This is a genomic window from Cardiobacterium sp. (assembly GCF_057314735.1).
Window position 1 is genome coordinate 1 of sequence record NZ_DBHKZK010000047.1, and the last position, 12936, is coordinate 12936.

The 12936-nt window shown below is 62.3% G+C and carries 9 protein-coding genes; 4 read left to right on the plus strand and 5 right to left on the minus strand.

Annotated features, from left to right (window positions below):
- Positions 1-522 precede the first annotated feature (522 nt).
- The 4 genes from ACO54Z_RS05495 to ACO54Z_RS05510 all read right to left on the minus strand — a co-directional run bounded on the left by ACO54Z_RS05495 (position 523) and on the right by ACO54Z_RS05510 (position 6120).
- On the minus strand, positions 523-1254 hold the full coding sequence (locus ACO54Z_RS05495) for an SDR family NAD(P)-dependent oxidoreductase (protein WP_485996113.1): 732 nt from the start codon (positions 1252-1254) through the stop codon (positions 523-525).
- 197 nt (positions 1255-1451) lie between these two features.
- Positions 1452-2618 carry a ribosomal RNA small subunit methyltransferase A gene (locus tag ACO54Z_RS05500; protein ID WP_485996114.1) on the minus strand — a complete coding sequence of 389 codons (1167 nt, stop codon included), beginning with the start codon at positions 2616-2618 and terminating at the stop codon, positions 1452-1454.
- Complete coding sequence (locus tag ACO54Z_RS05505; RefSeq protein ID WP_485996115.1) at positions 2615-3913, minus strand: peptidylprolyl isomerase; 1299 nt, start codon at positions 3911-3913, stop codon at positions 2615-2617. The genes ACO54Z_RS05500 and ACO54Z_RS05505 overlap by 4 nt, the downstream gene beginning before the upstream one ends.
- The gene (locus tag ACO54Z_RS05510) at positions 3910-6120 is read right to left on the minus strand and encodes an LPS-assembly protein LptD (RefSeq protein WP_485996116.1); all 2211 of its coding nucleotides are present in this window, start codon (positions 6118-6120) and stop codon (positions 3910-3912) included. The genes ACO54Z_RS05505 and ACO54Z_RS05510 overlap by 4 nt, the downstream gene beginning before the upstream one ends.
- A 115-nt stretch (positions 6121-6235) precedes the next feature.
- On the opposite strand from ACO54Z_RS05510, the gene purH reads away from it, so the two are divergent.
- The 4 genes from purH (at position 6236) to ACO54Z_RS05530 (ending at position 12447) form a co-directional block, all read left to right on the plus strand.
- Positions 6236-7801 (plus strand): bifunctional phosphoribosylaminoimidazolecarboxamide formyltransferase/IMP cyclohydrolase, encoded by a 1566-nt coding sequence (purH, locus tag ACO54Z_RS05515; protein WP_485996117.1) that lies wholly within the window; start codon positions 6236-6238, stop codon positions 7799-7801.
- 95 nt (positions 7802-7896) lie between these two features.
- On the plus strand, positions 7897-9213 hold the full coding sequence (locus ACO54Z_RS05520) for a F390 synthetase-related protein (RefSeq protein WP_485996118.1): 1317 nt from the start codon (positions 7897-7899) through the stop codon (positions 9211-9213).
- 144 nt (positions 9214-9357) lie between these two features.
- Positions 9358-10353: a carbohydrate kinase family protein gene (locus tag ACO54Z_RS05525; RefSeq protein WP_485996119.1), complete on the plus strand. Its 996-nt coding sequence runs from the start codon at positions 9358-9360 to the stop codon at positions 10351-10353.
- Positions 10354-10509: 156 nt separating this feature from the next.
- Positions 10510-12447, plus strand: a complete 1938-nt coding sequence (locus ACO54Z_RS05530) for a sucrose-specific PTS transporter subunit IIBC (RefSeq protein ID WP_485996120.1) — start codon at positions 10510-10512, stop codon at positions 12445-12447.
- Positions 12448-12658: 211 nt separating this feature from the next.
- On the opposite strand, the gene ACO54Z_RS05535 is transcribed toward ACO54Z_RS05530, so the two are convergent.
- Complete coding sequence (locus tag ACO54Z_RS05535; RefSeq protein ID WP_485996121.1) at positions 12659-12814, minus strand: hypothetical protein; 156 nt, start codon at positions 12812-12814, stop codon at positions 12659-12661.
- Between the last annotated feature and the right edge of the window lie 122 nt (positions 12815-12936).

Below are 12936 nucleotides of genomic sequence, written 5' to 3' on the forward strand. Positions count from 1 at the left end.
CGTTGCTTTTTGTTTGCCCGCCGTTTATCAGCATACATTTTAGGACACCACCCAAAATAGTCTGCTGGCCTGACGCACTTGCTTGTGTTGGTGCAAAACCAGTGCTGCAATAATCGTCGTTATGATTTGGGAATATCAGGAAACGCCTTTATAGAAAAGCAATTTTTGTACAAATTTCTTGTCTGCAAAATGATTCACCCCAGTCTTTTCCCATCACAAACTCAGATCCGATTTTGTGCGTCATTTAATACTGAAGTAAAAACGACGCAGCGACAGCGTTATAGCGATACTCACAAAGTTCTGTACAAGGCGCGCCGCTGAAGACAGTACATTTATAGCGATACACCGAGAGTCTCATACGGTGTTGCGTCGCCTCGCCGTACAACCGCGTACTGCCTTCAGCGACGCGCCTTGTCTGAAACTTTCAGTGGATGGCTATAAGTACGGCAAAGCGGCGCAACGCCGTACAGGGCTTTGTGAGGATTGCTATAAATCTAAATGGTATGGCAAGCCCACCATAATTCAGGAAATGTCGAACGTGCGGATGTCGGTGACGGGTTCGCGGGCGAATTGGTCGCTCAGGCAGTAGGCGAGGATTTTCGCGGCGGTCGCGGCGGCGCTTTGCAGTTTGCCGTCGGCGTGCAGCGCGGCGAATTGTGCGCGCAACGGGAAGGCGGGGTCGGCACGCATCCCCGCCTGCATCGCGGTATCAACCACGCCGGGAGCGAGGCTGGTGATGCGCACCCCTTCGGCGGCGGCATCGGCGGCGTGGCGGTCGAGCGCCGCCTTGCTTGCGCCGTAGATGCTCCAGCCGGGGTAGGGTTTGCGCGCCGCGCCGCTGCTGATGTGAACGATGCGCACGTTATCGCGGTCGCGTGCGTGGGCGAGGACGGCGTTGGCAAGCAGCAGGGGGGCGGTGATGTTGAGGTTCAGTGCGTGAATGATGACGTCATCGGGTTGTGCGCCGAGCGGGGCGGAGGGGGCGACGGTGCCAGCGTTGTTGATGAGCCAGAGGGTTTCCGCTGTTTGGCAGGTGTGGCGGAAGGCGTCGCTGCGGCTGTAATCCAGCACGGCTTGCGGGTCGGCCAAATCTATCGCGATTTCTTGCAGTTGGCCGGGGTAAGCGGCGGCAAGTGCGGGATTGTTGCGCCGGGAAAGGCCGAGGACGCGCGCGCCGTGTTTCAGCCAGGCGGCGGCGAGCGCGGCGCCGAGGCCGTGGCTGTGGCCGCTGATGATGACGGTGGTTTGCTTCATGGTTTTTTCTAGACGGTTTTAATGGTGGAAATGTGGTGGTGTTTTGAGGCGCTGTTCATCTTCACAAGAAAGCTATTTTTTCAGCGCGTTGCTGTGGTGAGCCATATCGCTACCCCCACCCCAACCCTCCCCCGCTGCGGACGCTGCGCGTCCTGCGGGGGAGGGGGTTATGACGGGTTTATTTATACGGGTTACTGTCATTTTTGGCGTTCCTGTTGGTAGCGGGCGTTGGCGAGGCGGGCGAAGGCGGCGCCGTCGAGGGTTTCGGCGCGCGCGGTCGGGTCGATGGCGAGCGCGGCGAGTGTGTCGGCGCTCAGCCAGTGGGCGAAGGTTTTGCGCAGCATTTTGCGGCGCTGGGCGAAGGCGAGGCGCACGGTCTCGTCAAAGGTGGCGAGGTCATCTATCTGCCAGGCGGGGGCGGTGCGCGGCACGAGGCGGACGACGGCGCTATCGACTTTTGGCGGCGGGTCGAAGGCGTCCGGCGGGATGTCAAACAGCGCGGTGGTCTCGCACCACAGTTGTGCCATCAGGCTGAGGCGGCCGTAGGTTTTGCTGCCGGGCGCGGCGGTGATGCGGTCAACGACTTCTTTTTGCAGCATATAGTGCATATCGTGGATGTGCTGGCGCTGGGCGAGGCAGTGAAAGAGGATGGGCGAGGAGAGGTTGTAGGGCAGGTTGCCGACGAGGCGGAGTTTTTTTGTTGCTGGCGCGGCGTGTTCGTTGCCCGGTTCGGCAGCTGCGGTATGCGGACTAACTTCACCCCCACGGGGGGAGGAGGGCGTACTTGTCGCTGACGCGGATTGTTTGCTGCCCCCACCCCGACCCTCCCCCACAGGGGGAGGGGGTATTTCTGCGAGGGAATGGGAGGCGGTGAATGCCTCGCCGGTGATGGTGCTTAAAGAAGCAGCGGTGCTGGAAGCGCTGGCTTTACCCCCTCCCCAACCCTTTCTCGCACTTCGCGCGAGCTGTTCCAGTCCCGCTGCGGACGCTACTGCGTCCTGCGGGGGAGGGAGTGATTTTGTCGCTGGCGCGAGGTATTTACTGTATCCACCCCCCCCCTCCCCCACGGGGGGAGGGGGGATGTCGTCAAAGTGGATGTCGAGGATGTCGGCGTGGATGAGGTGCAGGGTGCCGAGGGCGGCAGCTTTTTTCGCCAGCGGCGCGAGGACGCGCGGGTCGTATTCGACGGCGGTCAGTTCGCCAATCTGGCGCAGCAGCGGCAGGGTGAGCGCGCCAAGGCCGGGGCCGATTTCCAGAATGCGCTCGCCCGCCTGGGCGTTGATGACGGCGAGCAGGCGGGCGATGACGGCTTCATCACGCAGGAAGTGTTGCCCCAGGTGTTTGGCGGCTTTGACTTCGTTCATCGGATGTCGATGTAGGCTTCGCGGCGCAGGGCTTGCAGGCGTTGTTGCCACGCTTCGTCCAGCGCTTTGGCGTAGAGGTTGCGTTTGATTTGTTCGCGCACGACGCTTTCGCTTTTGTCGCTCTGGCGGCGGTCACGCACGAGGATGATGTGGTAGCCGTAGGGGGTTTTGACGGGTTTGCTGATGCTGCCGACGCTCTGTTTTTCGATGGCCTGCGCCAGTTCGCCGCTGAACTGGTCGGCGCTGACCCAGCCGAGGTCGCCGCCTTTGGCCGCGGTTTGGGCGTCTTCGGAGTAGCGGCGGGCGAGGCTGGCGAAGTCCGCCCCGGCTTGCAGTTCGCGGTAGATGGCGTCTATTTGCGCTTTTTGGCTGGCATCGTCGTGGCCGTCGTTGGTGCGCAGCAGGATGTGTGAGACGTCGGCTTCGGCGAGGGTGTAGTTGCCTTCGGCGTTGTGTTTTTCGGCGACTTTGAGGAAGTGCATGCCGTCGTCGTCCACTACCGGGTTTTCGACGATTTCGCCTGCGCCCAGTTTGGCCAGCGCGCGGGCAAATCGCGGCGGGATGGTGCCGAGGTTGACGTCGCCCAAGTCGTTGTAGTGTGCGTCAGCGACGCGGGCGCTCGCCTGTTGCAGGTTGCCGCCGCTGTCGCGCAGGGCTTGTGAAACTTCGCGGATTTTGTTGTCCACTTCTTTGGCGCGGCTGTTGGCGTCGCCGTCGGGCAGCGGGATGAGCAGGTCCTGGACGTGGATGGTACTGCCCTGTTCGCGCGCCAGTTTGGCGAGGTATTCGTCCACCTGGCGGTCGCTGATGTTGATGTCGGCGCCGACCATGCCTTCTTTGAGGTGTTCTTGCGCGAGGCTTTTGCGGATTTGGGCGCGGAAGGCGTCGCGGTTCAGGCCGGTGTCGCGTTGTGCCTGGGCGTAGAGTTTTTGTTCGCTGACTTTGTTACGTTCGGCGATTTGCGCGATGGCGGCGTTCAGTTCGTCTTCGCTGATGTCCAGCCCGGCTTTTTGTTCGATTTGCGCGAGCAGGTGGTTCATGATGATGTGTTCGAGCAGTTGGTGCTCCAGTTCACCGGCGGGCAGTTTGAGGTCTTTCGGCATACTTTTCCGCGCGGTCTCCATTTCTTGCGCGAGCTGGCGGCGGGTGATGGCTTCGTCGTTGATGATGAGGCCGATTTCGTCGATGGGTTGTTCGGCGCCTGTGGGCGCGTTGGCCGGGCCGAATTTGAGGTTTTGTGCCGGGGCGGCGAGGCTCATGCCGATGGCGATGAGGGCGAGGGTGAGTGTTTTCAAAAGGTGTTCTCCTCTGAAAGTGGGGTGAAGCCGTGGATTTCTTTTTGCAGCATCCGCCCGGAGCGGCTGCCCATGTTGCCCAGTCCTTTGAGTACGAATTCGAGATAGATGGCGCTGTGTTTTTGGTCGTCGCCGGGGCGGTCGCGCCAGTGTTTGCCCGCCAGCCGCCAGGCCCAGCAGCAGTCGTTGTATTCGACGCCGCTGACGTGGTTGAAGAGGCGGTGGTGGCGGTGCGAGTAGTCGCTGCGGTAGAACAGCCGCCATTGCGGGTTGATGCGCCAGGTGGCGGCGAGGGTGGTCTGGTTGTAGTCGCGGCGGTTGTAGTGGTGCGCGAGGTTGATGAAACGGTCGCGGTCGAGGTGGTAGTCGAGGCTGATGACGTCGCGTTCGTTGCGGTGTTTTTGCGTGTCCCAGTAGGTGAGGCCATAGAGGCGCCAGTGTTGGTCAATCTGGTAGAGGCCTTCGCTGACGAGGACGGAGCGACCCTGTTTTTCGGTGGCCTTGTCGCCGAGCTGGACGCGACGGTCTTTGAAGTACTGGATTTGGCCGAGCGAGAGGCGCAGTTTTTCCTGGCCGTCGTGGTTGCGGTAGAAGCTGCTGCTGACGGAGGTGGTGAGCTGGTTGGCGTCGCCGATGCGGTCTTCGCCAACGAAGCGGTTGCGCGCGAAGAGCCAGTTCCAGGAGAGGCTGCGTTCGTCGGTGTCAAAGTCGGGGATTTCGCTTTGGTCTTTGTAGGGGGTGTAGAGGTAGTACAGGCGCGGCTCCAGCGTTTGTGTCCAGTCTTCGCCCTGCCAGTCGAAGCCGCGCTCGAAGGTGAGTTTGCTGTCAAGGCTGAAGGTCGGCAGGAAGCGGTCGTGGTGTTTGCCGCGCAGCTTGTCCTTGCGCGTGCTGTAGTCGTAATGGGCGTAGTTGGCGCTGATTTGCGGCTCGATGTAGCCGTAGGCAGCCTCCGCGCGGTAAGCGGCGCTGACGTCGCCGCTGTAGCGGTTGGCACCGCCCAACTCGTCTTTGCGGAAGTGGACGGCTTCGGCGCTCACGTCATAGCGCCAGTTGCCGTTTTTGATGCTGTGGTTGTAGGTGAGCTGGGGCGCGCGGCTGTAGGGTTTGTCCGCTTCGCTGACTACCGGGTCAATGCGCTGGTAGTCCTGCGCGCGCAGCATGAGGTTGCCGTAGTCGGTGTTGCCGTAGAGGGTGAAATGGCGCTCCAGATACCATTCGTCGTAGAGGCGGAAGTCGGTGGTGAGGTCTTTGACGTAGTCCACGTCAGAGACTTGCTGGTGCAGCAGATCGGTGTGCCACTGGTCGTTGAAATGGTACTGGTGGGTGCCGCGCCAGCTCCAGCGCGGGTGATGCGGGCGTTTGCGGTCGTTGGCGAGCAACGCGCCGTAGAGGGTGCCTTCCTGTTTTTCGCCGAGGAAGCGGTATTCGGCGTCGGCCATCAGGCCGCGTTTGGTCATCGGGCGGAAGGTGAAGGTGGCGTCCTGGTTGGGGGCGATGTTCCAGTAGTAGGGGATGCTGACTTCAAAGCCGCGCTCTTCGCTGCTGCCCATCGAGGGGATGAGGAAACCGCTTTGCCGCGCCGAGCTGATGGGGAAAGAGAAGTAGGGCAGGTAGAACACCGGGATTTTGCCGATGCGCAGCGTCATGTCGCGCGCCACGCCGCGTTCGCGGTTGTGGTCGAGCATCAGCGTATGCGCCTTGATGTGCCAGGCGGGATGGAGGCGGGGGCAGGTCGTCCAGGTGACGCTTTCAAAGTCGTCGCGGTTGTTTTTGCGGTCAAAGCGCGCGTTTTTCGCAGACCCCACCGCCGCCTGCTGTTTGCCGCGCATATAGTATTCGGCTTCTTCAAAGGAGGCGGTCTGCGCTTCGCTGTCATAATGCCCCTTGATGCCCTCAATCGCCGCCTGCGGCGAGGAGATGACGCCGCCACGGTTGAGATCGGCCTTGCCTTCTTCGTGGCGGTAGGTGAGTTCGGGCGCGAAGAGGTGCTTGTCGCCCTGGTGCATTTCCACCGAGCCGGAGAAGTCGGCGCGCAGATAATCGCCTTCGGAATTGTCGGCGCGGACGTGCACTTCCTTGTCGTTCGGGTCGCCGCCCAGTTCGGTAAAGACCGCGAGCGGGTCGGCCGCGCATTGCAGCGCCCCCGCTTCCACCGGAAACCACAAAAACACACACCAGATATAACGGAATTGCAACACGCGGGTCATCTACTATGGTGAAAAAACGCGCTCATTTTAACAAAAGCGCCATTGCCGCCGCTAACCATTTGCCCATCCGGTATCATAAGCGCCATTTCAACCATACCAGACCGGGAGACCCGCCATGAGCCACAACATCACCCCGCGCCGCGCGCTGATCAGCGTATCCGACAAAAGCGGCCTCGTCGAATTTGCCAGCCGCCTTGCCGCGAGCGGCGTGGAAATCCTCTCCACCGGCGGCACCGCGCAGGCATTGCGCGACGCCGGCATCGCCGTCAAGGACGTCAGCGAGCACACCGCCTTCCCGGAAATCATGGCCGGGCGCGTCAAAACCCTGCACCCGAAAATCCACGGCGGCATCCTGGGGCGGCGCGGCACCGATGACGCGGTGATGACCCAACACGGCATCGCCCCCATCGACCTCGTCATCGTCAACCTCTACCCCTTCCGCGAAACCATTGACAAACCGGGCGTAACCCTCATTGAGGCGGTAGAAAACATCGACATCGGCGGCCCGGCACTCGTGCGCGCGGCGGCGAAAAACTACGAATCTGTCGGCGTCGTCGTCAGCCCCGCCGACTACCCCGAAGTCATCACCGCCATCGAGCGCGGCGCCTTTGACCTTGAGCTGCGCCAGCGGCTGATGGCCAAAGCCTTTGACCACACCGCCGACTACGACCGCGCCATTGCCAACCACTTCATCCCGCTGTTTGGCGCGCAAGAAAAAGGCTTCCCGCAGCACTACCACGCCGACTACCAACTGCACGGCGTACTGCGCTACGGCGAAAACCCGCACCAGCAGGCGGCCTTCTACACCAGCCGCAAACCGGCCGGGGCGACACTCGCCACCGCCAAACAAATCCAGGGCAAGGCACTCTCCTACAACAACCTCGCCGATGCCGACGCCGCGCTGCAAACCGTGTTGCGCTTCCCCGAACACCCCGCCTGCATCATCGTCAAACACGCCAACCCCTGCGGCGCGGCGCTGGGCGACAACATCCTCGCCGCCTACGATGCCGCGCACCGCTGCGACAGCACCTCCGCCTTCGGCGGCATCATCGCCTTCAACCGGGGGCTGGACGGCGAAACCGCGCGCGAAATCATCAGCCGCCAGTTCGTCGAAGTCCTCATCGCTCCCGCCTACGACGACGACGCGCTGCAAGTGCTGGCGCAGAAGCCGAACATCCGCGTGCTGGAAATCAAAAGCGAAGGCCACACCGGCGGCGAATGGCAACTGACCAGCATCCACGGCGGCCTGCTCGTGCAAGAATGGGACAGCGGCATCATCAACAGCGAAAACCTCAGCACCGTCAGCGAACGCGAACCCGCGCCGGAAGAGCTGCACGACCTGCTCTTTGCCTGGAAAATCGCCAAAACCGTCAAATCCAACGCGATAGTGCTCGCCAAAAACCGCGCCACCATCGGCATTGGCGCGGGGCAGACCAGCCGCGTCTTCGCCTCGCAAATCGCGGTCTTGAAAGCGCAAAGCGAAGGCCTGGACACACGCGGCAGCGTCCTTGCCAGCGACGCCTTCTTCCCCTTCCGCGACGGGGTGGATGCCGCAGCCAAAGCCGGCGTGCGCGCCATCATCCAGCCGGGCGGCTCGGTACGCGACCCGGAAGTCATCGCCGCCGCCAATGAACACGGCATGGCGATGATATTTACCGGAATGCGCCACTTCCGCCACTAAAACCCTCTGTGGGGGTACAAAAAAGCAAAAAGCCGGTGGGGTGAGCCCCACCATATCCCCACACTCCGCCCGCCACACACGCAAAAGGACACGCCATGCCACCACGGGCCAACAACCTCTACGAAATCCTCGCTTCATACCAGCGCAACCGTCGCCAGTATTTCGCCGACCGCGACGCCCTCGAACAATGGCAGCGGCGGATGCTGCTCCGCCTTTACAAAGAAACCCTGCCGCGCAGCCCCTACTACCGGCAATACCTCGGCACGCCGCTGGAAAACTGGCCGGTGCTGACCGCGCACGACCTCGCCCGCCACTTCGACCAAATCAACACCCTCGGCGCGCGCCACGAAGACGTCTTCGCCCGCGCCGTCCGTGCCGATATCTCGCGCGATTACGCCTACTTCGCCCGCGACTACATTCCGCTCCTCTCCGCCGGCAGCAAAGGCCGCCGCCGCGCCTTTCTCATCAGCCACGAAGAGCGCATAGACCGCATCGGTGCCATCCTCGCCCGCCTCTACCCGGACGAACTGCCCGAAACCCTCAGCATCGCCTGGTACTACCGTGGCAACAACGCCCCCTGCTACCAGCTCGACAGCGAACCGCTCACCCTGCACAGCTACGACATCCAGGACGATCCCGGCTACCTGCTGAAAAAACTGCGCCACCAACAACCGCACATCATCATTGCCCCGGCGAGCATCCTCCTCGCCCTGCTGCGCCGCATCATGCAGGGCGAACTCGAACTCACCCGCTGCACCCGCGTCTATAACAGCGGCGAAACCCTGACCGCGCGCGACCGCCTCGCACTGCGGCGCCAGTTCGCCGTCGTCGGCGACCTCTACCAGAGCGTCGAAGGCCTGCTCGGCATCACCTGCGCGCATGGCCGCCTCCACCTTGCCGAAGAAAAATACCACGTCGAAAAAGAATGGCTGGACGACCAGCACTACATCCCGCTCATCACCGCCTTTGGCACGCAGGCCCTGCCGCTGGTGCGCTACCGCGTCGATGACATCCTTGCCGACGACCCGAACCCCTGCCCCTGCGGCAGTTGCACCCAAACCGTGCGCGCGGTGGAAGGGCGACTGGACGACATCTTCATCCTGCCGACGGCGAGCCTCATCCACCGCAGCAAAATCTACCCGCAGACCAGCCATCACGCGCTGGCTAGGCTGCTGCCGTGGAAAACCGACTACCGCCTGACCCAAACCCGCAAGGACAGCATCAGCCTCGCCGCCGACGCGCCACTCGCCACCCTGCAAGAATGCCGCACCCACCTTGAACTCGCCTGGCAACGCCTCGGCGTTGATACCGCACAACTGCACTGGCAACTCACCCCGCGCCTGCCACCGCCCGACCTCAGCGTCGAACAACGCCGCATCCGCCGCAGCCTCGCCGCCACGCGCAGCACCTGAACGAACGCCCGCTTTTCCCGCAAAGCGGGCGTTTTCATGATGGCGCGACAAGAGGAGGCGTACTAAAATCCACATGACCTGTGAAATTATCCACAATACATAACACACCCCTCGCACCCGTCCACCCAACCAAAGGAGACCCACATGGCCCTCTACGCCATTGGCGAAGCCCTGATTGACTTCGTCCCCAGCCGCCCCGGCAAGCCTGATGCCGACATCCGCTACACCCCGGCAGTCGGCGGCGCGCCGCTCAACGTCGCCGCCGCTTACGCCCGCTTGGGCGGCGAAAGCTACATCCTGAGCCAGGTCGGCGATGACGCCTTCGGCGAACAGATTGCCGCCACCGCGCAGGCGGCGGGTGTCGATACCCGTTACCTGAAGCGCACCCGCGCGGCGAAAACGGCGCTCGCCTTCGTCACCCTGCATGAGAACGGCGAGCGCGAGTTCGCCTTCTACCGCGACCCGTCCGCCGATATGCTCTACCAGCCGGAAAACCTCGCCGCCATCACGCCGCAGCCGGGCGACATCCTCCACTACTGCTCGGTCTCGCTCACCCCCGGCCCGATGCGCGACGCGCACCGCGCCGCCATCGAACGCTTCCGCGCAGCGGGCGCGCTGATTAGCTTTGACATCAACCTGCGCCTGCCGCTGTGGCCGAACCCCGCCGACCTGCACGCCGCCGTGCAGGAATACCTGCCGCTGGCGGACATCCTCAAAATCTCCGATGACGAACTGGAATTTGTCACCGGCGAACGCGACCCGGCGCGCGGCGTCGGCCAATTGCAACGCGGCGCAGTCAAACACATCATCTACACCCGTGGCGCGCAGGGCGCGGCGTGGTACGACGCGGGCGGCCAGCGCGGCGCGGTCGATGCCTACCCGGTGCAGGCGGTGGACGCCACCGGTGCGGGCGACGCCTTCATCGGCGGCCTGCTCGCCGAAATGAGCCGCCTCAACCTCAACCTGCAACAGGCGCTTACCGACGAACACATCGCCGCCCTGCTGCGCCATGCCGCCGCCGTCGGCGCCATCACCACCCTGCAACGCGGCGCGATAAACAGTATGCCCGACCGCGAGCAGCTACACGCCTTCCACGCGCAGCACGCACAAGGCGGCGCATCCACGCCAACACATCGCTGAACCGGAAGGCTCCCTCCCCCGTGGGGGAGGGTGGGGTGGGGGCAGGGAAAAATCAGCAACATTCACCCCGCCCCGGATTCCCTGCTTCGCAGGAATGGGGATTCCTGCCAGCCATCCTTGAATAACAAAATTTCCACCCAACCAGGAGTTCTCCAAATGAACGAATACCGCCAAACCGCCGAAGCCATCATCGCGGCCGTCGGTGGCCGCGACAACATCGCCGCCGCCACCCACTGCGCCACCCGTCTGCGCATGGTGCTGAAAGACGAAGCCAAAATCGACAAGGCCGCCGTGGACGCCATCCCGCTCGCCAAGGGCAATTTCCTGACCGCCGGGCAATTCCAAATCATCCTCGGCACGGGGACGGTGAACAAAGTCACCGCCGAACTGCTCGATATTACCGGCGTCAAGCAGGTCAGCACGCAGGAAGCGAAAGACCTCGGCGCCGCCAAGGGCAACCTCATCCAGCGCTTCGTCAAAACCCTGTCCGACATCTTCGTCCCCATCATCCCCGCCATCGTCGCCGGCGGTTTGCTGATGGGGCTGAACAACGTCCTCACCGCGCACGACCTCGTCATCAAGGGCAAAACGCTGATCGAAGCCTATCCGCAATGGGCGGGGCTGGCGGAAATGATCAACACCTTCGCCAACGCGCCCTTCGTCTTCCTCCCCATCCTCATCGCCTTCTCCGCCACCCGCATCTTCGGCGGCAACCCCTACCTCGGCGCGGTGCTCGGCATGATCATGGTGCACCCCGACCTCACCAACAACTACGCCTTGGCGCAAGCGACCGCCGACGGCACCCTGCAATATTGGAATATTCTTGGCTTTAGCATTGCCAAAGTCGGCTACCAGGGTACGGTGCTGCCCATCCTCGTTTGCAGCTGGATACTCGCCAAACTCGAACGCGGCCTGCGCCGCATCATCCCGGCGAGCGTTGACCTGCTGCTGACACCGCTGCTCGCCATCACCATCACCGCGCTGCTGACCTTCACCGTCGTCGGCCCCGCCACGCGCGACGCCGGTATCGCCTTCACCGACGCCATCCAATGGCTGTACAACACCGCAGGCGTTCTCGGCGGCGCCATCCTCGGCGGCCTCTACGCGCCGGTGGTCATCACCGGGATGCACAACAGCTTCATCCCGGTCGAAACCCAACTCATCGCTGATCTCGCCAACACCGGCGGCACCTTCATCTTCCCCATCGCCGCGATGAACAACATCTCGCAAGGCGCGGCCGCCTTTGGCGCACTCTTCAGCACCCGCGACGCCAAACTCAAAGGCGTCGCCTCCGCCTCCGGCATCTCCGCCGTGCTCGGCATCACCGAACCGGCGATGTTCGGCGTAAACCTGCGCCTGCGCTACCCCTTCTACGCCGCCCTCATCGGCACCGCCTGCGCCAGCGCCTACATCACCCTCTACAAAACCAAGGCCGTCGCCCTCGGTGCCGCCGGCATCCCCGGCATCATCTCCATCGGCGCGCAATACCTGACGCCGTACATCGTCGGGATGGCAATCGCGTTCGCCGTTACCTTCAGCCTGACCCTCGCCTTCGCGCGCAGCCGCTACAACCCGGAACGCCTCGCACCCGCCGCCGCCCCGGTTGAAAACGCCGCCCCTGCCGCAAAAACCGCGCCCGCCGGCGATGCCGACTCCATCCCCGCCGAATGGCAAATGCCGCTGCAAGGCCGCGTTCTCGCTGCCGAAGACATCCCCGACCCCGCCTTTGCCGCGAGCGCTCTCGGCGCAAGTTTTGCCATTGACCCGACAGGCGGCGACGGCATCGTCCGCGCCCCGGCAAACGGACAAATCGCCACCATCTTCCCCACCCGCCACGCGATAGGGCTTGAAACCGACAACGGCCTGGAAATCCTCATCCACATCGGCATCGACACCGTGAAGCTCAATGGCGAAGGCTTTGAAGTGCTGGTCAAAGAAGGCGAGCGGGTAGTCGCCGGACAAGAACTAGTGAAAGTGAACCTCGCCGCCATCGCCGACAAAGTGCCGAGCCTCGTCACCCCCGTCATCTTCACCGCCTACGACGAAGGGCAGACCGTCGAAATTGAAAACGGCAGGCCGAAAATCGTGCATTAAAACATCTGCCGGTAGCGCAAAAGTAAACGTAGGATGGGGCTTGCCCCACCACACTGACACGGCTGCGGAAACGAATGCACAAAACCCCGCCGATATGCTCCTCCCCCTGTAGGGGTGGGAGATTTTTCAATGGCAAATAACCCTATGCGCTCAACAAAAAGCCCGCCTTTGCGGGCTTTTTTTTCGCATATCCTGCAAAGAAAATCCGCCCTCAAAAACATAAAAAATCACCTACAAAAACGACAAAAAACGTATCGCAAAAATAACCGCAAAAAACACCCGTCCGCCCCATAACCACGCCCATTGACGCCGCATTAACGTCCATTGAAAAATCAGGTGTTTTTGCAACCCTGTTACGGGCAGCCATCTCGCACCATGCTAGAATGGCATTCTCCCGTGAACAAAGACGGCGATAAACAGCCTGAAATGCCACGCATCGAAACTGCCAATATTCCCCTATTCCACGGCAAATGATTTATCGAATAATCC